The organism is Metapseudomonas boanensis, assembly GCF_042232855.1.
Classification (GTDB): Bacteria; Pseudomonadota; Gammaproteobacteria; order Pseudomonadales; family Pseudomonadaceae; genus Metapseudomonas; species Metapseudomonas boanensis.
The window spans coordinates 3,612,255-3,633,289 of sequence record NZ_CP113889.1 but is presented as its reverse complement, the minus strand read 5'-3'; the positions used below and the strand labels follow the sequence as shown (position 1 = coordinate 3,633,289).

General features: G+C 59.1%; 18 protein-coding genes. All 18 read right to left on the bottom strand.

The window, feature by feature from the left end; genetic code table 11:
- Window positions 1–25: 25 nt before the first annotated feature.
- Window positions 26–883, bottom strand: coding sequence for a dTDP-4-dehydrorhamnose reductase family protein (locus tag OXH74_RS16845; RefSeq protein WP_375737997.1), 858 nt, complete (start codon window positions 881–883; stop codon window positions 26–28).
- Between the two features lie 3 nt (window positions 884–886).
- Window positions 887–2,029, bottom strand: coding sequence for a glycosyltransferase family 4 protein (locus OXH74_RS16840; protein ID WP_375737996.1), 1,143 nt, complete (start codon window positions 2,027–2,029; stop codon window positions 887–889).
- A gap of 105 nt (window positions 2,030–2,134) precedes the next feature.
- Window positions 2,135–3,430 carry a glycosyltransferase gene (locus OXH74_RS16835; RefSeq protein WP_375737995.1) on the bottom strand — a complete coding sequence of 432 codons (1,296 nt, stop codon included), beginning with the start codon at window positions 3,428–3,430 and terminating at the stop codon, window positions 2,135–2,137.
- Window positions 3,431–3,458: 28 nt separating this feature from the next.
- The gene (wecB, locus tag OXH74_RS16830) at window positions 3,459–4,532 is read right to left on the bottom strand and encodes a non-hydrolyzing UDP-N-acetylglucosamine 2-epimerase (protein WP_375737994.1); all 1,074 of its coding nucleotides are present in this window, start codon (window positions 4,530–4,532) and stop codon (window positions 3,459–3,461) included.
- Window positions 4,533–4,612: 80 nt separating this feature from the next.
- Window positions 4,613–5,881, bottom strand: coding sequence for a hypothetical protein (locus tag OXH74_RS16825; RefSeq protein ID WP_375737993.1), 1,269 nt, complete (start codon window positions 5,879–5,881; stop codon window positions 4,613–4,615).
- A gap of 44 nt (window positions 5,882–5,925) precedes the next feature.
- Window positions 5,926–7,809, bottom strand: a complete 1,884-nt coding sequence (gene asnB, locus OXH74_RS16820) for an asparagine synthase (glutamine-hydrolyzing) (RefSeq protein ID WP_375737992.1) — start codon at window positions 7,807–7,809, stop codon at window positions 5,926–5,928.
- Between the two features lie 26 nt (window positions 7,810–7,835).
- Window positions 7,836–9,092, bottom strand: coding sequence for a lipopolysaccharide biosynthesis protein (locus OXH74_RS16815; protein ID WP_375737991.1), 1,257 nt, complete (start codon window positions 9,090–9,092; stop codon window positions 7,836–7,838).
- Between the two features lie 23 nt (window positions 9,093–9,115).
- Window positions 9,116–10,207 carry a DegT/DnrJ/EryC1/StrS family aminotransferase gene (locus OXH74_RS16810; protein ID WP_375737990.1) on the bottom strand — a complete coding sequence of 364 codons (1,092 nt, stop codon included), beginning with the start codon at window positions 10,205–10,207 and terminating at the stop codon, window positions 9,116–9,118.
- Window positions 10,208–10,210: 3 nt separating this feature from the next.
- Complete coding sequence (gene wbpD, locus OXH74_RS16805; RefSeq protein WP_375737989.1) at window positions 10,211–10,792, bottom strand: UDP-2-acetamido-3-amino-2,3-dideoxy-D-glucuronate N-acetyltransferase; 582 nt, start codon at window positions 10,790–10,792, stop codon at window positions 10,211–10,213.
- A gap of 7 nt (window positions 10,793–10,799) precedes the next feature.
- The gene (gene wbpB, locus OXH74_RS16800; protein WP_375737988.1) at window positions 10,800–11,750 is read right to left on the bottom strand and encodes a UDP-N-acetyl-2-amino-2-deoxy-D-glucuronate oxidase; all 951 of its coding nucleotides are present in this window, start codon (window positions 11,748–11,750) and stop codon (window positions 10,800–10,802) included.
- A gap of 19 nt (window positions 11,751–11,769) precedes the next feature.
- Window positions 11,770–13,083 carry a UDP-N-acetyl-D-glucosamine 6-dehydrogenase gene (gene wbpA / locus OXH74_RS16795; RefSeq protein ID WP_375741635.1) on the bottom strand — a complete coding sequence of 438 codons (1,314 nt, stop codon included), beginning with the start codon at window positions 13,081–13,083 and terminating at the stop codon, window positions 11,770–11,772.
- Window positions 13,084–13,246: 163 nt separating this feature from the next.
- Entirely contained in the window at window positions 13,247–14,302 is a 1,056-nt protein-coding gene (locus OXH74_RS16790) for an LPS O-antigen chain length determinant protein WzzB (protein WP_375737987.1), read from the bottom strand.
- A gap of 264 nt (window positions 14,303–14,566) precedes the next feature.
- Window positions 14,567–14,845, bottom strand: coding sequence for an integration host factor subunit beta (gene ihfB, locus OXH74_RS16785; protein WP_165674937.1), 279 nt, complete (start codon window positions 14,843–14,845; stop codon window positions 14,567–14,569).
- Window positions 14,846–14,994: 149 nt separating this feature from the next.
- Window positions 14,995–16,674, bottom strand: a complete 1,680-nt coding sequence (gene rpsA, locus OXH74_RS16780; RefSeq protein ID WP_375737986.1) for a 30S ribosomal protein S1 — start codon at window positions 16,672–16,674, stop codon at window positions 14,995–14,997.
- Between the two features lie 271 nt (window positions 16,675–16,945).
- The gene (argE, locus tag OXH74_RS16775; protein ID WP_375737985.1) at window positions 16,946–18,130 is read right to left on the bottom strand and encodes an acetylornithine deacetylase; all 1,185 of its coding nucleotides are present in this window, start codon (window positions 18,128–18,130) and stop codon (window positions 16,946–16,948) included.
- Window positions 18,123–18,800 carry a DUF1028 domain-containing protein gene (locus OXH74_RS16770; RefSeq protein ID WP_375737984.1) on the bottom strand — a complete coding sequence of 226 codons (678 nt, stop codon included), beginning with the start codon at window positions 18,798–18,800 and terminating at the stop codon, window positions 18,123–18,125. The genes argE and OXH74_RS16770 overlap by 8 nt, the downstream gene beginning before the upstream one ends.
- Before the next feature lie 10 nt (window positions 18,801–18,810).
- Window positions 18,811–19,242: a RidA family protein gene (locus tag OXH74_RS16765; protein WP_215368805.1), complete on the bottom strand. Its 432-nt coding sequence runs from the start codon at window positions 19,240–19,242 to the stop codon at window positions 18,811–18,813.
- A 72-nt stretch (window positions 19,243–19,314) separates the two neighbouring features.
- Entirely contained in the window at window positions 19,315–20,634 is a 1,320-nt protein-coding gene (locus tag OXH74_RS16760; protein WP_375737983.1) for a flavin-containing monooxygenase, read from the bottom strand.
- Window positions 20,635–21,035 lie beyond the last annotated feature (401 nt).

Below are 21,035 nucleotides of genomic sequence, written 5' to 3'. Positions count from 1 at the left end.
CCACCAGTTTCAAATTTGGGATCGTTCAGCGCTGATCGCGCATCTGCTCAATGAGTGCTCGCCAGGTTGGCGGCGTGTAGCGGGCGTCGCGACGGAAGCGGCTGGAGTCGAGTGACCGGTCGATCACCATCTGATCGTCCGGAACGATCTCGATGTCCTTGCCATAGACCTCTGCCACCAGACTGAGCAGGGTGTACTTGTCGATCGGATCGACCGATACATGGTAGAGACCGTGCAGTTCCGGTGCAGGAATCACATGGTCACGGATCACCCGAGCCAGCTCGACGGTCGGCAGGCCGGAGAAAATCGCCTTGCGATAGCCCTTGACGCGCCCTTGCTGGGACAGGAACCAATCCACCAGAGCGTAGTTGCTACCAAGCTCGTGACCAATGATCGACGTTCGCAGCGTGATCGCATGCGGCAAATCGTGCAGTTCGCCAATGTACTTCGACTTGCCGTAAAGGTCCTCGGCATCGGACAGGTCCGACTCCACATAGAGCCCCTTGCTGCCGGAGAACACGCAGTCGGTGCTGATGTGGATCAGGCGCGCCCCGCCCAGCGCGCAGAGGTTGGCCAAGCGATGCGGCAGCATGGCATTGATCGGCAGCGCGGCCAGCGGATCGTTGGCATCGGCAAGCTGCTTGATCAGGCCCACGCAGTTGACCACCACATCGGGGCGTACGCGCGCCAGGGCAGCGGTCAGCGCGTCCAGGTCGAGCACATCGACCCCCGCGAGCAGACGCGCCTGCTGGTCATCACTGACATGGCGCAGCCCCGCTGGGCTGCGCAGAGTCCCCCACACTTCCAGCGTGGTGGACGCACTCAGTACTTTGAAAACGTCATGCCCAAGCATGCCGGTCACACCCAAAATCAATACCCGCATCGCTCAAACACCCCCTTTTTTCTTGGCTCTCGACTCAAGGATATCCACCAGGCGATCCACCTGGCGGTCCATGTCGAAATGTTCACTGAAATAACGCCGACCGGCGGCACCTGCCTCCTCGCGTTCAGCGGATGACATTCCCTTGAGGGCAAGGATGCTCGCCACAAGCGCCTCGGCGTTCTCTGGCTCACAGCTTTTCCCGGCTCCGGCCTCTTCGACAACGCGAGCGCCCTCTCCTCGCAACGAGGCGATGACCGGTTTCCCTGCGGCCAGGTAGGCCTGCACCTTACTGGGAATGGTATAGGCGAAGATCTCTTCGTCCTTTAGCGAGACCAGCAGGGCCGACGAGCGCTCGAATATCTGCGGCATCGCCTCCATCGGAAAGCGCCCCGCCAGGATCAGGTTGTCCAGTCCCAGCGCCTCCTTGCGCTCGCGCACCCAGTCGAGCCGGCTACCACTGCCGACCAGCACGAGCTTGAGGCCGGGCTCGTGCTTCAGCTGCCCTGCCGCTTCGACCACAGTTTCAATGGCCTGGGCAGTGCCGATATTGCCGGCGAACACCAGGCTGAAATTGCGCTCCATCTCATCGAGGAGTTCAGACGGTACCTTGATCGGCGCTGTCGTCTCGGCCGGTAACGCGATGGAGTTGGGGTAATAGACCAACTTGCCACGGCTAGCATAGCGCGCGACCGGATCAGCAAACGCGCGCGATTGAAGAAGCAGCGTGTCGCAGCAGGCGTAGATCCCGCGCACCATCCAGCCCACCATGCGAAGAAGGCGAGGATTGCGCACAAAACCCGTCGCGGCCAGGCTTTCCGGCCAGAGGTCCTGCACCCAGACCGCCAGGTGAGAGCGCTTCAGCCATTTCAAAAGGATGGCCGGAATGACCTGCGTGATCGGCGATGGCGCGAACACCAGGATCGCATCGAACTTGCGCCCCCGAAGCAGCCACGGCAACAGTGCAAGGCCCGTGGCGACGAAGGAGAGGTAGTTCAGGATCAAGTTACGGGCACCGCCCTGCCCTCGCGGCCATAGCGGGACGCGGATCACCTCGACATCGCCGGCGAAATGCTCACGCTGCACACCGCCAGCCGTGTAGCCGTCGAAGACATCCCCACCCGGGTAATTGGGCTTTCCGGTCGCCACTACCACCTCATGTCCCTGCTCCGACAACTTGCGCACGAGGTCATTGATGATGAAAGTTTCCGGCCAGAAGTACTGGGATACGAGCAATAGCTTCACGTTGACCCACTACATCAGGTTCTTGACTTGGTTGATCAGGCTCTCAGCCTGGACGCTACGGCGGAACTGATCGAGATAGCTCATATTCGGCTCCACCTTCTCCCCCCCCGACGCCATTGAGTCGAGAAGGCGTTGCTTCAACTTGGCGACATCGAAACCATAGTGGGCGCCCGAGGCGGATTTCTGCAGCATCTCGGCGACCAGCATGTCATCGGTGACGCCTACCGCCATGACCTCGGTACCGGAAATCAGGTACTCGAAGATCTTCCCGCTCACCACGCCAGTGGTGGAGCCTACATTGCTCGCCACCGGCTTGGAGCCGAGGAATAGCAGAAAATCGGCGTTGCGCTGGACCTGCAAGATTTCCTGCCGTGGAACCTTGCCACATAGTTTCACGTAGTCCTGGACCACCGGATCTGAGGCTAGCGGGAAGTTCTCGAGGGCCGAATAATCCCCGTAGAAGCGAAGCGACAGATCGCCTGGCTTGATCTTCCCTTCCATCGCCAACTCTTTGAAGGCCTGCAGCAACGGGGTCGGATCCTGGAGACCCGGCAGGATGCTTCCGGCGTAGACAATGCTCAGCTCGTCGTCCTGACGCTGTACCTCAATGGCACGGAACACATCCACTTCACCATCGTCGAAGCCGTTCGGGACAGTCAGGTAGCGACGGTTGCGACCATGCAACTCGGTCAGCTCGGAGATCAGCGGCTCGTTGATCGAAACAATCAAATCCGCCTGACTCAACACGAGGCGCTCGTGAGCGCGCTCGAACACACGTACAGGACCGCACCCCGGGAAAATCGGGTTGCCGGACCACAGGTCGCGATAATCGGCCACCCAGCGAATGTCCTTGTTGAAGAACTTCACGGCCGCAGCCGCAGAATGGGCCGTGTAGGAAGGCACGGTAGAGATCAAGAAGTCGAACTTGATCGACGGAGTGAGCTGCTTGCAGACGAAGTTCGCTGCGCGCGGCCACCAGAGGACGCGAGGGTCCAGGTAATTGGACAGGAACTTGCGTTTGATCCAGTACTGGAAGTTGATGAGCTTCCTGAGCTTCCCCTTGGCTCCTTTCGAGTACCCCTGGACGCCCCCAGACTGACGACCACCGATCAGGAAAGGAGCTACCTGATGCACAGTCACATTCGGGTTGTCCCGCAGACCAGTCGGCAGCTCGCCCGCGTAGGGCATGGTTACCACGTGCACCTGATGGCCGAGCTTGGACCAGTACTTGACAAAAGCGTTGATCCGGAGGACCCCAACCGAGGTTTCTGGCCCGAAATAACTCGAAATAACGAGGATATTCATTAAGCGTGATCTTCCTTGCAGGCGGTGATCAACCAAAGGCCTTGACAATGGCATCGATCACCTGTTCAGCCGCTTTGCCGTTGCCGTACGGGAACTGCCCGGTTACGCCGGGCGCAGGCACGACAGCGATCTTATCGAGGAAATCCTCGTCAGCTGGAGACAGCAGAGTGTTCCAGCCCAATTGCACCAGCTCCACCCACTCGGTTTCGTCCCGCAGGGTCAGGCAGGGTACACCATGGAAATAGGCCTCCTTCTGCACACCGCCGGAGTCGGTGGCGACCAGGCAGGCGTGTTTCTCCAGCATCACCATGTCGATGTAACCCAGTGGATCAACGATCTGCACATTGGCCGGAATCGTGAAGCCGAAGGACGCGATGCGCTGACGAGTCCGCGGGTGCAACGGGAGCACAACGGGGCGCTCCAGGCGCGAGAAGCCATCGAGAATGCGCTGAAGGCGTTTGGGATCGTCGGTATTCTCCTGGCGATGGACAGTGGCCAGCACGTAGCCCTTCGAGTCAAGCGCCAAGCGCGACAGGACCTGGCTGGTTTCCTCGGCTTTCTGACCGAAGAACAGGGCGGCGTCGTACATGACATCCCCCACGTTCTGAACCTGCTCGCCCTGGATACCCTCTTTGGCCAGGTTCGCCACCGCTACATCGTTGGGTGTCAGCAGGAGTGCACTGATGTGGTCAGTCAGTTGGCGGTTGACCTCTTCCGGCATGCGCCTGTTGAACGAGCGAAGACCGGCCTCGACATGCACGACCGGGATATGGATCTTCGCCGCAGCCAGGGCGCCGGCCAATGTCGAGTCAGTATCGCCATAGACCAAGATCGCATCCGGATGCTCCTTCAGCATCACGGCCTCTATCCCCTCCAACATGCGCCCGGTGTTCTGCCCATGGGTACCGCCGCCTACACCCAGGTTGTAAGCGGGGCGCGGGATGTCCAACTCGTGAAAGAACACATCGGACATATTCGCATCGAAATGCTGGCCAGTGTGAACCATGACCTCGACAAGGCCCTCGGTCCGACTGATGACCCGGCTGACAGTAGCCGCCTTGATGAACTGGGGACGGGCCCCAACGATGGTCAGGATTTTCACATGTACCTCGGCAAACCTTTAAATAAGACAATTTCCAATGCCGGCGATGAGCAAGGAGCCCGATTCGCCGGCGACAGTAATCAACTTCGCCCCGGAAAACCCGTTGCATCCGCGCAAGAGGCGAAATTATGCGCGGCCTCTGCACCGGGCGATTTGGCCTTGATGGCACTTCGAATTTGCGTCATGCCACAAAAAACGAAAACCAGCAGAAATCCGTTACTCGCCAGGTTGCCCACCAACCCAGAAACATAGAGGCCAAAAGCGAACAGCGGCCAGATTGCGTGCAAGGCCTGATCACGACTCCGGGCAATCATGCGGAACAGCACACCAATGATGGCCGAGAAAAAAATGACACCCCAGATACCGAAATTGACATAGGCATCCACGAAGTACACCGAATTGGCGGACCCGGTCCCCGTTTCCGTCTGTCCCCACTGGTAGGCGAACACCAGACGCTCGAAATCCACACGCTCCAGGCCGAACAATGCCGCCAGGAGGGAGCTGGTGGCCCCCATCAGATGGTTCGAATGGAGGCCCTCGGCAAAGTAGGCCAATGCATCCGCAGCCGTGAATACGGGTACCGCGATTGCTCGCCACGCCAGAAAATTGAAGGTGCCGGAGGGACGATACTCATTGGAAAAGAACGGTACGCTGGTTTCGACCACACTTGTTCCAAACCCCGAAACGACCCCCAGGAAGAACAGGATCCCCAGACACAGCCCGATCACCAACAGAAAGGTCGATGCTCGACCTTCCCGCACGCAGAACGCTACATACAGCAGCGGCAGCATGGCCTTGAGGAAGAACACCTTCTCGATGAATACGATGCAGTACAGCAGGAACGCACCAAAGGCGAGCCAGCGCCAGCGATAGCGCTCGAGGAAGAAATAGGCCAGGCAGTACGGGATCAAGGCACCGGTGAACAAGCCGTTGATGTAGGGAAAGACCGCCTGCCATCCCTCCCGGGCCTTCAGGAATTTTTCCCGCAGCAGGACGAGGGTTTCCGGGTCTGCTCCACTGACCCATGCCAGCAAGGGAATAGCTTCGGCGGTGGCGAGTACCAATAGCGCGAAACAAGCGAAAACACCGAACACTATGAAGAACAAGACACCAACACCGATCACGACCCTTGGCGTGATGATGGTCTCGCGAATCAACGATATCTGCGAAAAGACAACCACAGTACCGGACGCGAGCAACGCCAGGAACGCCAGATCGAGGTAATAGGCGTTACCGCTTTCATAGTAACCAACCAAGCCCATGCCGCCGTAGCCCGCAAGAAGGGCCAAGGCGAACAGAAGCGCGGCGTACTGGGCGCGAACGTACTTGAACAGCGTACTGGTGGACATCAAACCTCTGTGCTTCTCTGGACTTGAATCACCCGCATCAGGCCCTACCCCATCATCCCGTACCAGCGGCAGAAGTTGACCCAACGCCAAACCTGCCAGGTGAACGGGCGCTTGCCGACCATTATCTCGTCGAAATTCTGCAACAACCGACCGGCATGCAGGAACGGGATGTCCTCGCTGGCCCGCAGCCATTCACGGAGCTTCGGCGCGATATCAACCAGCCACTCGCGCTCGGGGGTGGCGAAGCCGATCTTGTCCTTGCGATCCAGAATGTGATCCGGAACGATTCCACGCATTGCAGCACGGAACACACTCTTGGTCTCGCCCTTGGGAGAAATCAGGTAATCCTCGGGTAGGCCGAGCAGCAGGTCAGCCATGGGCAAAGTGAGGAACGGCACGCGACTCTCGACGGAGAAACGCATGGAGTTGCGGTCCGCGTGCCGCAGCAGTTCCGGCAAGCCACGCGACTGCAAGGAGCTTCCCAGGCGCTCGACAACCCTGCGACCACAGCCTTCCGTAGTCATCGGGTGCACGAACTCCTTGAAGGTCACTCCGGAATCACTCAGGACGTCAGCCTTCAGCCAAGCCGGGGTCGTCTCGCGGCCAATGGCACGCTTGGCCGCCTCGTTCAGGGAGCCCGGGATCATCAACTGCGCCAGATGCATCCAGGCATGACGCTGGCTACGGCCTGGCCATTGGCTCCAATTGCGCGCGAACTGGAGCGCCTGAAGGATTTGGCCTCGCTCCACCAGACTCTTCAGGCGCAACCCAGGGTAACCGCTGTAACCCGCCAACAGCTCATCAGCCCCCTGCCCGTCCAGGGTCACGGTGATGCCCGCTTCCTTGGCCTGCTGAAAAACACGGTACTGGGCGTAGATGCTGGTGCTGCCGAACGGCTCACCCTGCACCCGGATCATGTCATCGAGGTCACGCGCCAACTCTTCGCCTGATGCCACGAACTTGTGCGCAGTTGCCCCAACATGGGCATTCACCTGGTCGACCCAGTGCTCCTCCGAAAGAGGGCTGCCGGCTGCGATGAAGCTGAATGTGTGAATTGGACTTTCACGATCCACATAGCGCATGGCGCATACCACCGCCGAAGAATCGATACCGCCGGACAGCGCTGCGCCCAAGGGCACGTCACTGCGCAGATGCAGTCGGATGTTGTCCAGGAACTGCTCGCGAACGGCCTCCACCGCCTGCGCAAAATTGACTGGAGCGTTCTCGCGCACCCGTGGCCTCCACCAGGGACTGGGCGCGCTCAGCGTGCCGGCCTTGAGATCGACCACCATCCAGTGAGCGGGCGGCAGGTGCAGGATGCCCTCGATGAAAGTGCGCGGCTGGCTGTCGTAGTCTGCATTGACCAGATAATCGTAACTGCGCTGCCAGTCCACACGCGGCTTGCCAGGCTGCATCACCTTCAGCGCCGGAAGCTCCGACGCAAAGGCGAAGCGGCCGGCCTGGAAGCTGTAGAAGAACGGCTTGATGCCAAAGGCATCACGCGCGCAGGTAAGGGTCTCGGCCTGGCGATCGTGAAGGACGAAGGCGAACATGCCCTGGAACCGTTCCAGGCAACTCTGCCCCCAAGTGATCCAGGCATGCAGCAGGACCTCGGTATCGGAGTCCGACCGGAACCGGATCCCTTTGGCCTGGAGTTGCGTGCGCAATTCCCGGTAGTTGTAGATTTCGCCGTTGAACACCAGCGCATAGCGACCGTCGGGCGAGTACATCGGCTGGTGCCCGCCGGCGCTCAGATCAATGATGGACAGCCGAGTGTGACCAAGCGCGACCACGCCGCCAGACACCTGGGTCAGCTCAAATCCCTTGTCATCAGGCCCACGATGACGCATGGCCAGTAGCGCTGCCTCCAGCCGTCCCTCCAAGCCCTGCTCGGCTCCTTTCCAGAAGCCACCGACGATCCCGCACATAATTGACCCAACAAATCCAATAAGAATCAGGAACTGACGCGGTACTTCCGTGCATGCGCCAGGATTATGAGTATCGCGCCGGCATAACCGACCACCCCTACCACGGAGAAGCCGATGACCGCTGCAAGCGGGCTACCTAGGTAGTAACCGAAGATGACGGCGCCAGCCTTGGCCAGGAGCATGAACAGATGGATGAACAGGTTGATCTTCTGTCCGTTGGTTGCCATCAGCACCATCGAAATGGGCGAATAGAGGAACTGCACCGACAGCCCCAGAATCATCCAGCTGGCGTACAAGCCCGCCTCTCGCCACACATCGCCGAAGATCCAGGCGAACAGGTCGCCAGCCCAGAAGAAGACAACAATGGCCGGCAACAGGATCATCGCCGACAGGCTGGCGATGATCCTGATCGCCAGTCGATCCAGGGTGCCCTGCTGGATGGCGTCTCGGCTGCTGCCGAACAATACCTGCCCTACTGCTTGTCCCAGCAATCCCATCGGTGCCGATAGAACCCTCTCGGCCAGCATGTAGAGGCCAGCCACCATAGGGCTGAACAGACCCGCCAGCATCAGGTTGGGCAACTGCACGCTCAAAACGTCGACCGTGGCGGCCGGCGCGTCATACTTGGGAAAATGCCGGTGGCGCCGCAGCATAGCCCTCGAACGAAGGCTGTTCAACCGCTCCAGCGAGAATACGCCACGCAGGCGCGCGCCGGTGGCCAGGCGCGCGGCCCCCGCGGTCTGACCGACCACCTGCCCGAGCATCAAGCCGAACGCGCCGAGGCCCGCGAGCCCTGCCAGCACCTGCGTCGCGACGTTCGCCAGGCTCTGCACGATCTTGGTCCGGGCGATCACCGGGTAGTCCTTGTTCCGGATCGCCCAGTAACTCAACGCCTTATAGGTACCCGCGAACAGAATCCCCAGCGGCAGCAGCCACAGATAGGTGGAAAGCTGCGGGGCCTTCACCAAACGTGCAATATCGTCCCGAAACAGTACTACCGCCAGAAGCGACAGCACCGCCATGGCGAGGTTGATGGCCAAGGCGAGATACAACAGCTGGCGAGCGCTACCAGCATTGCGCGGCAGTGGAATCGCGAACTCGTAGCGCAGGCTCGAGACCACCAGGACCACAGCCATGACCGCCATGAACACGGCCAACAGGCCGAACTCTTCGGGCGTGTAGAGACGTGTCAGCAGAGGTGTGGCCAGCACCAGAATGAGCTGGCCAGCCGCCGTTGCCGATGCGAGGGTCAAAACCCCCGTCAGAAAGCGGTTGTTGGCCAACCGCTCCTTCAAACGGGTCAGACTCATCCCTCATTACCAATGAACCCGCTGACCACGAGGCGTATATCCTCGTCGTTGAGGTACGGGTGCATTGGCAGGCTGATGACCTGCTCGGCCACGGCATCGCCCACCGGCAAATGAACCCGGGCGTCAGCCACGGCAGGCTGCTTGTTCAGAGGTATGGGATAGTGCACGGCTGTCGGTACGCCCAACGCTTTCAGGCGCTCCTGCACGGCGGGGCGATCCTGCACACGCACGGTGTACTGGGCGAAGGCGCTGATGTTGTGCGCCTCGATGAATGGCGTGGTGGTCACTCCGGCAGCGCCCAGTTGCTCGTCGTACTGGCGGGCAACCTTCTGGCGCAGGGCGATCTCCTCTTCGAAGATTTCTAGCTTCGGCAACAGGATCGCGGCTTGCAGGGTATCCAGGCGGCTGTTCACGCCTACACGGATGTGGTGGTAGCGGCGATCCTGCCCATGACGGGCGATCTGGCGGATGACCTTGGCCAGCTCGTCGTCATTGGTGAAGATCGCGCCGCCGTCGCCGTAGCAGCCCAGCGGCTTGCTCGGGAAGAAGCTGGTGCAGGCGATGGTACTGAGGTTGCACGAGCGACGACCCTTGTAGCTGGCCCCAAAGCTCTGCGCCGCATCCTCGATCACTGGAATTCCGTGCTTGGCTGCAATGGCATTGATCGCGTCGAAATCTGCGCACTGCCCATACAGCGAGACCGGAACGATCGCTTTGGTCTGTGGGGTGATAGCCGCCTCGAGCAATTGCGGATCGAGATTATAGGTGCGAGGGTCGACGTCGACATAGACCGGCTTGGCACCCAGCAGCGCCACGGTTTCCGCCGTGGCGATGTAGGTGAAGCCCGGAGTGATAACTTCATCGCCTGGCCCTATTCCCAGCGCCATCTGGGCGATCTGCAGCGCGTCGGTACCGTTGGCGCAGGAAATACAGTGTTTGGCGCCAACGAAGGCCGCCAGCTGTTCTTCTAGCTCGGCCACTTCGGGGCCGAGGATGTACTGCCCATGGGCCAGGACCCGCTGGATACCGGCGTCTATCTTGTCCTTGATACGGGCCTGCTGGGCCTTCAGGTCGATGAACTCGATCATGTCTCATGCATCCAGTTTGCTGACTTGCTGTCCATTGAGGAGGTAGCGGGCGCCGGTGTGCTGGCAGCGGGCCTCGCCTTCACCCGCCACAGGCAATTCCAGTTGCTCGCCAAACTCGCTCATCCAGCCTATCTGGCGTGCCGGCACCCCTACTACCAGCGCATAGGCGGGGACGTCTTTGTTGACTACTGCGCCCGCGCCGACAAACGCATACTCGCCAATGGTGACCCCACAGACGACCGTGCAATTGGCCCCCAGGGTCGCACCACGCTTGACCAGTGTGTTGCGGTATTCGCTCTTGCGCTCGATCAGCGAACGGGGGTTGTAGACGTTGGTGAAAACCATGCTCGGCCCGCAGAACACCCCATCCTCGAGGGTGACGTTGTCGTAGACGGACACGTTGTTCTGGATCTTGACCTTGTCGCCAATCACGACCTTGTTGCCGACGAAAACGTTCTGGCCAAGCGAGCACTCGCGCCCGATCCGAGCTCCAGCGCAAACGTGCACGAAGTGCCAGACCCGGGAGCCCTCGCCAATCACCGCGCCATCGTCAACGATGGCGCTGGAATGTACCTGATAGTTCATGGCGATCTCAGCGGGAAAGAGTCTTGAGGAACGGGTGCCCCTCGTCGTTCTGGGGAGTGCTCAGGGCTGCCGAACGGATGGTGTTGACCGTTTCGACACAGTGACGGGCATCCGCGATACCGAAACCACGCCCTGCGAGGATTTCCTGGTAGCTGACTGTGTGCAGGTCGGTGAAGCCCTCGGAGAACTCGATTTCCTCGCCGTTCACGGTGATAGACCGGTAAGTGGGCTTCTTGCCCTTCACCGCATCAGGCAGGTCGTGAGCATCGATCGACAGGAACCAGCGCACCCGTGCCTTTTCGTACTCCAGATAGCCCGCGGCCTTGTAAGCATCGGTGTAATGCACGACGTTGCGCTGAAGCTTGCCGAAGATGAAGTGCAGCATGTCGTAGAAATGAACACCGATGTTGGTCGCCACGCCGAAGGATTTGCGTGGATCGCCTTTCCAGCTCTCCATGTACCATTTGCCACGGGAGGTGATGTAGGTCAGTTCGACGTCGTACTTGTGCTCGCTGCGGGTGCTGTTCACCTTTTCCTTGAGGGCGAGGATGGCCTGATGATGGCGAAGCTGCAGGATATTGTAGAGCCGCCGACCGGTCTCGCGCTCCACCAGTGCCAGCTCGTCCAGGGCCTCGGGGGTCGGCACCAGCGGCTTCTCGCAAATCACGTCGCAACCCAGACGCAGGCCGGCCGCGATATGGGGCTGGTGCAGGTAATTGGGTGAGCATATAGCGACGTAGTCCAGCGCTGTTTCCGGCTGGCGCTTCAGGCCCCAGGCGTGCTCATAGAAGCGCTCGAATTCGGTGAAGAACTCACTCTGCGGTGAAATGCTGTCGATGATGCCGACGGAGTCGTTGATGTCATAAGCGGAGACCAGCTCGTTGCCAGTGTCCTTGATCGCACGCATGTGCCGGGGAGCAATGTAACCGGCAGCACCAATCAGGGCAAAACGTTTCAAATTCGATTCTCCAGGCAAATCAGGCCTTGATGATGTGCGCCTGGGGCGCGCGATACTTGCCGCGACTATCGACCAACAGGCTGGCGTGCTGGCTGATCGCGTCGTAGTCGAAGCGGTCGTGGTCGGTGGCCAGGACCACAGCATCGAAGCTGGCGAGGCTCTCCGGGGTCAGCGGCTCACTGGACAGTTCGAAGTGGTGCTCGCGCATTTTCGGGAAGACCGGCACATGCGGATCGCTGTAGGCGACGATGCCGCCCTTGGCCTGGATCAACTCCATGATCTCCACCGACGGCGACTCGCGCATATCGTCGACATTCTTCTTGTAGGCAATGCCCAGGACCAGCACGCGGCTCCCCTTCAGCGCGCGACCGCGCTCATTCAGGCCATCCATCAGTTTGCTGACCACATATTCTGGCATTGCCTGGTTGACCTCACCCGACAGCTCGATGAAGCGGGTGTGCAGGCCATACTCACGCGCCTTCCATGTAAGGTAGAAGGGGTCGATCGGGATGCAGTGGCCACCCAGACCAGGTCCAGGGTAATAGGGCGTGAAGCCGAACGGCTTGGTCGCCGCCGCGTCCACCACCTCGAAGATGTCGATGCCCATCCGGTCGGCCACGACCTTCATTTCATTGACCAGGCCGATGTTCACGGCACGATGGATGTTCTCCAGCAGCTTGGTCATTTCGGCCGCTTTGGTAGAACTCACGCAAACGACCTGATCAATCGCCTGCTCATAGAGCGCGACGCCAACCTCCAGGCAATTCGGCGTGTGACCGCCAATCACCTTCGGAATGGTGCGAGTTTCAAAGTTGGGGTTGCCCGGATCTTCGCGCTCCGGTGAGTAGACGAGGAAGATATCCTCGCCAACTTGCAAGCCACCTTCCTGAACGCGGGGAAGCAATTCTTCTTCGGTCGTGCCGGGATAGGTCGTGCTTTCCAGGGAAACGACCTGTCCCTTGCGCAGGTAGGGCTTGATCGCATCCGTGGTGTTGATCACGAAGCTCATGTCCGGTTCCCGATACTTGTTCAGCGGCGTTGGCACACAGAGAATCAGGGCATCACATTCGGACGCTCGGGAAAAGTCCGAAGTCGCCTCGAAGCCTGTCTTTCGAGCCAGGGCGATCTTTTCGCCAGGAATGTGCTCAATATAGCTCTGGCCGGCATTCAACTTGACGACCTTGCTTTCGTCGATATCGATGCCCAAGACCCGAAAACCGATTGCGTTATAACGAAGCATTAGCGGAAGGCCTACATAGCCAAGGCCGACAATACCAATAACAGCTTCTTTTTTCTTAAATCTTGCGACACTTTCCTGCTTGATGCCCGACATCAGGTAAAACTCCAGAACATTAGAATTCAAGATCAGAACAGATATTGCCGACTGAAACAGCATCTGACTCCAACAAACTCGGAACCACACCAGCACAGGCCTTGCAGACAGGAAAAAACGCTATCTCAGCCAAGTGTGTCATTCTTCGCCGCCAGAAGGACAATCAGGCATAAGAAGCCCGTCTCTTCTGTACCGCCCTGACGACAGCGAATAGGCCGCCAAGCAATCCCCCGAAAGCTACGCCCAGGAAAATGATCAGCGACTTCTTGGGCCGAATCGGTTCATCAGGTATCAAAACATCGCCATCCTGCCGGAACACCCCGACTTCCAGCTCGGCAGCCCTGATACTGGCGTAAAGCTCGTGCTTTTCTTCCAAGGTGCGGAGACCGGGGATGAAGGCATCATCTGACACCCGAGACTCAAGAGCGTTCAATTCAGCCCTCAAAGCCTTGGAGCCTCGCATGTACATCAGGTTACCCTCCATCACAGCCGTAAGCTGATCGCTAGTCTGACCACTGAATACAGGTGGATTACTGAGCCCTACAGCCTCCGAGACCCGGAGGGCTTCTTTCAGCTGAACGATGCGGTCCTGGCGCCGATTCTTGGCTGTCGCCCGCATCGAGGCGATCTGCTGCTGGAGATTATTAGCTACGACATCCACCTCTCGCCGAGCATTCTCAGCCGCTTGCTCCAGCGAACGTGACGCCACCTGATCGACGTAGACCGTGATCCACCGGGCTAATTGACTAGGGTCCTTACCCTCCGCCATCAAGGAATAACGATCAGGGTGAAGCCGATCGGGAGCTACCACCCTGAACTCTTTCATAAAGCGCCGATAGAGCTTCCCACGCGAAACCCCGTCGCGCTCTGACTGGCTCAGTGACGGCAAGTAAACCGACTCGAAAAACTTCCGGAGCGAGTCATCGGACTCGAGGTTTCGGGTAAAGACCGAATACACATCATCAACAGTAAAAGGAGTCAACCCCATTTCATTACGCCCCGCACTCAAGGAGGCGATATCGCTCAAAGACGGAGGCAGAAAAGAAACTTTAGCTTCATATACTGGCGAACTAAAAAACGCATATCCGCCACCACAAAGACCGCCAACTATTGCAGCCAAGGCTATTAAAAACTTATTCTTCCAGATCGACTGAACAAGTTCGATAAGATCGATTTCGTTATACTGCTGAACACTTGCGGGACTAACGCTATCGTTCACTAAAAACCCATCTCTATTCTGAATTGTTTATATAGATAGCTCGCCACAGCCTTAGCTGCACCCACGAAGCTAGAAAGCGAAAACCCGCACATTCTGCCAAGTGCTCAGGAGATTGCAAGCATCGCCCATCGATACATCCAACCCAGACCTACGCACATCCAGCTCGAGGAGACCACGGCAATCCCCACAGAAACTCATAAAACAGAACTGCCAATATTCACAGCAGACTAATGATCACACCTGCAGGAAACCCCAAGCTAAACGCTAATCGTTTACACGATCCCGCAATTCCTTTCCTGGCTTGAAATGCGGCACAAACTTCCCGTCCAGCCTCACCGACTCGCCTGTCTTAGGATTTCGCCCCACTCGAGGCGCGCGAAAGTGAAGGGAAAAGCTACCAAAGCCACGAATCTCGATGCGATCCCCTGTTGCCAACGCCTGGGACATCTGCTCAAGCATCGTTTTGATTGCAAGCTCAACGTCCTTGGACGACAGCTGCCCCTGATGAGTAACAATTCGTTCGATCAACTCCGACTTGGTCATGGTTTTCCCTTCTATATCAAGCGGCTAGATCAGCTCTAAAAGGTTTTAGCATGACCACAGGGCTTTGAACAGCCCAAAGCCCGGGCGAGAGTCGCAGACAACAAAAAGGGTGGCCTAAGCCACCCTTTTTGCTTGGCGAAGCAGGGTTATTAGCCCTGATTCTCCATCTGAGCACGGATCAGATCGCCAATGGTGGTCGGGCCAGTGGACTCGACTTCCTGCTTACGCAGTTCCTTCATGGCGTCTTTCTCGTCATCAACGTCCTTGGACTTAACGGACAGGCTGATAACGCGGCTCTTACGGTCGATGCTGATGATCTTGGCTTCGACTTCATCACCTTCCTTCAGCACGTTGCGCGCATCTTCAACGCGGTCACGACTGATCTCGGAGGCTTTCAGTACACCTTCGATCTCGTCGCCCAGGCTGATTACAGCGCCTTTGGCATCAACTTCTTTCACGATGCCGCGAACGATGCTGCCCTTCTCGTGCATCGAGGCATAGTTGGAGAACGGATCATCTTCCAGCTGCTTGATGCCCAGGGAGATGCGTTCACGCTCCGGATCAACGGAGAGGATGACGGTTTCCAGCTCGTCGCCCTTCTTGAAGCGGCGAACGGCTTCTTCGCCAACTTCGTTCCAGGAGATGTCGGACAGGTGAACCAGACCGTCGATACCACCTTCCAGGCCGATGAAGATACCGAAATCAGTGATCGACTTGATGGTGCCGGAGATCTTGTCGCCCTTGTTGAAGCGGCTGGAGAAATCTTCCCACGGGTTGGATTTGCACTGCTTGATACCCAGGGAGATACGACGACGCTCTTCGTCAATGTCCAGAACCTGAACTTCCACTTCGTCGCCAACCTGAACGACTTTCGACGGATGAATGTTCTTGTTGGTCCAGTCCATTTCGGAAACGTGCACCAGGCCTTCCACGCCCTCTTCCAGCTCGGCGAAGCAGCCGTAGTCGGTGAGGTTGGTAACGCGGGCAGTAACGCGGGTGCCTTCCGGGTAACGCGCCTTGATGGCGACCCATGGGTCTTCGCCCAGCTGCTTCAGACCCAGCGAGACGCGGTTGCGTTCGCGGTCGAACTTCAGGACTTTCACGTCGATCTCGTCGCCAACGTTGACGATTTCGGACGGATGCTTGATACGCTTCCAAGCCATGTCGGTGATGTGCAGGAGGCCGTCTACGCCGCCCAGATCAACGAACGCACCGTAGTCGGTGAGGTTCTTGACGATACCTTTGACTTGCTGGCCTTCTTGCAGGGATTCCAGCAGAGCTTCGCGCTCGGCGCTGTTCTCGGCTTCCAGAACACTGCGACGGGAAACGACAACGTTGTTGCGCTTCTGGTCCAGCTTGATGACCTTGAACTCGAGCTCCTTGCCTTCCAGGTGAGTGGTGTCGCGCACAGGGCGTACATCCACCAGGGAGCCCGGCAGGAACGCGCGAATGCCACTGACGTCGACGGTGAAGCCGCCTTTGACCTTGCCGTTGATAACGCCCTTGACCACTTCTTCGGCGTTGAAAGCAGCTTCCAGAACCAGCCAGGATTCGGCACGCTTGGCTTTCTCGCGGGACAGCTTGGTTTCACCGAAGCCGTCTTCCACCGCGTCGAGCGCTACGTGGACCTCGTCACCCACCTTGATGGTCAGCTCGCCTTGTTCGTTGTAGAACTGCTCGACCGGGATGACGCCCTCGGATTTCAGGCCGGCATGGACGGTGACCCAGTCACCATCGATGTCGACAACGATGCCGGTGATGATCGCACCCGGCTGCATGTCGAGGGATTTCAGGCTTTCTTCAAAAAGTTCTGCAAAGCTTTCGCTCATGTTCATACCTGTAGTCAAAGGCCATTAGCGGCCCGATTCCGCATTACCAGCCAATGCGGTCAAGTCATCAAAAGAAGGACGCAGAATCGAAGCTGGTATTCTGCGTAACTTCATCAACACCGCTGTCGGCACCTACCGACAGCGACGCAAAATTGCGGCGTTGATATTAGCTTACAGCCTTCCTAACGAAGGAATCGAGCCAATATAAGGGCTGGAATGGTAGCAACCGGGGCTTGCTGCGTCAATTGCGTACAGGGATGCGCCAAGCCGTTCAGGGGCATTCTGACGACCGGTCGGCTTTCTCCTGAAGGAAGGCAGCGAGGCGGTCCAGCATGGCATCGCAGCCAGCCAGTTGCTCGCAACTGACAAACTCATCCGGCTTGTGTCCCTGGTCCATGCTCCCCGGGCCACACACCACAGCGGGAATACCGGCTTGGTCGAACAGCCCGCCTTCGGTTCCGTATGCCACCGTACCGAACTCCGTCGAATCGCTCAGGTGCGCCAGCAGCTGCGCCGCCTCACTGCCCGGGCCTGTTGCCAGGCCAGGATAGGCGCTCAGCGGTCGCAGGCGAATACCCGTGTCGGGCTGGACGCTCTGCATTCGCGGCAGCAGTTCATGCTCGGCGAAGCGCTGCAATTCTTCCGCTACCTGCTGGGCGTCGAAGTCAGGCAAGGCTCGTACTTCAAAATCGAACTCGCACTCGGCTGGCACGATATTAAGCGCCCTCCCCCCCTTGATAGTGCCGGTTTGCACCGTGGAGAAAGGCGGGTCGAAACGTTCATCGTGCCGCTCTGGCTGCGCCAGCTCGGCGCCTATTTCGCCCAGCTTGCCGATCAGCCGCGCCGCGTACTCGATGGCGTTGACGCCGTAGGGGGCGTAGGCCGAATGGCAAGCGGCACCCTGGACCTGACAGCGCATCGCGAGTTTTCCCTTGTGGCCGAGGACCGGTTTGAGCTCAGTCGGCTCGCCGATCAGGCACAAGCGTGGCTTGTTCGGTCGTTTTTCCAACTCGGCCAGCATGGGCCTGACACCCAAGCAACCCACTTCCTCGTCATAGGAGAAAGCCAAGTGCACCGGCATCCGTAACGGTTTCGCGAGCAGGCCCGGCACCGCGGCCAGGACCGATGCGATGAAGCCTTTCATATCGGCGGTGCCACGCCCGTATAGCCGCCCCTCCCTTTCCGTCAGCTTGAATGGATCCACGGTCCAGGCCTGCCCGTCCACCGGCACCACGTCCGTATGCCCGGATAACACAATGCCACCCCGGTCACTCGGACCGAGGGTGGCGAACAGGTTGGCCTTGGTGCGCTCGGCGTTATAGAACAGCTCGCTCGCCACCCCTAACCCGGCCAGGTAGTCGCGAATGAACTCGATCAGCTCCAGATTGGAATCCCGGCTGACGGTGGCAAAGCCTACCAGACGCGCCAGCAGGGCCTGGCTGCGCGGCTCACTCATCGCCGGGCACTCCGTAGCTGGGTGCAGCCGTCGGATCCAGCGCGCGGGTCAGATAGTCCTGCATCTGCGGCTTGTAGGCGTGCCAGAGATCGCCCAACTGGCCGATCGGGTCCTCATCAGCCCAGTCGACGCGCAGGTCGACGATCGGCCAAGTCAGATCTCCCACCACTTTCAATGCTGCCGAGTGCACTGGCCCGGCTTCCCCGCCGGCCGCCATCGCCGCCTGCATGGCAGCCAGCAAGCGGTCAGCCAATTGACCTGGAGCCGCCTCGAAAGCATGCACCATGGCCTCGATGACCTGGGGACTGGACAACAAGTTGCCGGCCGCCACGCACTGCTCTCCGGCCACGGCGTTATGGAGACCAAGCGCCTCGCTACCGCTGAACAGAGCAGAGCGACCCTGGCCGTCGATCACGGTCACCTGGCGATACTGGCTCCAGCCATTGCTGCTCAGGGCACGCTCCAGGGCTGCAGCCGGCTCCATCTGTTGGCCGTCGAGCAGATCGAGGATCTGCGGCCCCAGCGCCGGCAAGGTCACGTTCTGGGTCGCTACCGCACCAACCCCAGCCCGTAGCCAGGGGCAGCGGGCACCGACGGCGATACTGGAGGAGCTGATGGCGATGCCGAGCTGCCCCGTTTCCGGGCAACGACCAACGATGGAGAATGTCATGCCCTGCTCCTTATGCCTGCGCCGACTTCCAGTCGTCCGGGATCACCGCGATCACATCGATCTCCATCAGCCACTGTGGCTGCCCCAGGGCAGATACCACCAGGCCAGTGGAGATCGGGAACACACCCTTGAGCCACTTGCCGACCTCCTGGTAAACCGGCTCGCGATAGCGTGGGTCGATCAAGTAAGTGGTGGTTTTCACGATGTGCGACAGGTCGCTACCGGCCTCTTCCAGCAGCTGTTTGACGTTCTTCATTGCCTGTTCGGTCTGGGCGCGCGGGTCGCCGAGCCCGACCAGGCGGCCTTCGAAGTCGGTGCCGACCTGGCCGCGAACATAGACGGTGTTGCCAGCGCGCACGGCCTGGCAGAGGTCGTTGTCCAGCGTCTGGTTTGGGTACGTATCTTTGGTGTTGAACATGCGAATGCGGGTATGAGTAGGCATCAACTTGCTTCCATTATTCTGACTTTTTGAACCTGCGAATCAGGGCACGTGCCATCAGGACTTTCCTGTCGATCAGTCTGCTGAGCGGCGTTGCGATGAATCGCGATAGGCGAGGTACTTGCGCTGCGTGGCGATATGGTCAGCAATGTGCTTGGCATCGTGCCAAACGCCCCAGATGAACGTAGAGCCACGACGCGACAACCACGGCAGGCCCAGAAAATAAACGCCAGGCTCGGTGGAGACGCCGCGCTGGTGCTGCGGCTTACCGTTTGCGTCGAAGGCGTTGACATTCAGCCAGCTGAAATCAACTGCATAACCGGTTGCCCAGACGATTGAGGTCACCCCAGCCTCGGCCAGATCGAGCTCAAGAATGGGATTGGTCACACACTCCGGATCCGGGAACGTAGCGCGGGCTTCAGGCTCTTCCGGCAAATCAAGACCATTGCGGGCGATATAAGCGTCAGCAGCATCAAGCAATGACAGATAGTTCTCATCGCCGCGAGCAAGGTTGTCTGCAAGATCCGATTGAAAGGCCACGACACCGTCATCGAACGACTTCGTCAGACCAACAAGCGTGATCCCCTGATGCGCCAAGCCACGGAAGTCCACGGTATGACCGCCACGAGCACCGCTCACTGCAATGGTGACGTGCTCCTTGCCGGGCCTGGCGGCCTCCGCATCCCATTCGCCCAGCACGCCCAGCCACCAGCAGAAATCACGGTTGCGATAGGCACGCGGGGGACGATCGTGCGGTCCAACCGAGAGGTAAACCTTCTTGCCGGCACGTTGCAGTTCATCGGCAATCTGTACCCCCGACGACCCGGCGCCCACTACCAGGACGGCACCATCGGGCAATTGCCCCGGATTACGGTACTCGGCAGAGTGGATCTGTATGAGCGTCTCATCCTTAGGAGCGATCGGCGGGATAATTGGCCGCTGGAAAGGCCCGGTTGCAGAAACCACTCGGTTTGCCTGGATCACTCCCTTGGAGGTTTCAATGGTGAAACCGGGACGGTCAGCATTGCGGACCACCTTCTTCACTTCCACGCCCGTGCGAACGGGGGCGTTGAACTTCTTGGCGTAGGCCTCGAAGTAAGCCGCAACCTGCTCTTTCGGCGCAAAGGCGTCGGGGTCGAGACCGTCGAACTCCAGGCCTGGGAAGCGATCGTGCCAGGCCGGACCATTAGCAACCAGCGAGTCCCAGCGCCCCGTGCGCCAGGCTTCGGCAATACGATTGCGCTCCAGGACGAGGTGCGGTACCCCGAGTTTGCTCAGGTGCTCACTCATAGCCACGCCGGCCTGACCGGCGCCAACGACAAGCGTATCTATTTCTATGTTTTCAACTGCCCTGTCCGCGTACTTCTGAAACGCGGTTTGATTCAGGTCGGTCATGGCTTGCCTCCTCTGATTCTGATCAGTGTTGTTCTGCTGTTGCGGATAACTGTGGGGGTGTTGGCCGCATTCTGTTCAGAGCGAAGGATTCGCGAAATTATGATTTTTGTAGTCGCTGGCTAGGAAAAAGCTGCCCGCACGGAAAGCGCGGGGCCCGCGTGGCAGAAGGCTTTGAATAAAGGTCTTTTTAATTTCAGGAGCGACAAAATAAATAATTTCTCGAACCCCACGGCGCCCGCAGAATCGGTCTAATTTTCCTGCCGCGAAGTGAATTCGTGAGATAAATGCACCTGCCACTGCCCTGAATCCCAGCACCGATGGCCCAGCCGGCCGCCTCAGCCTCCAGCGCACGCCCATCCTGTGCTCCGGCAACCTGCGCATCGGCACCACCCTGGTCGGCC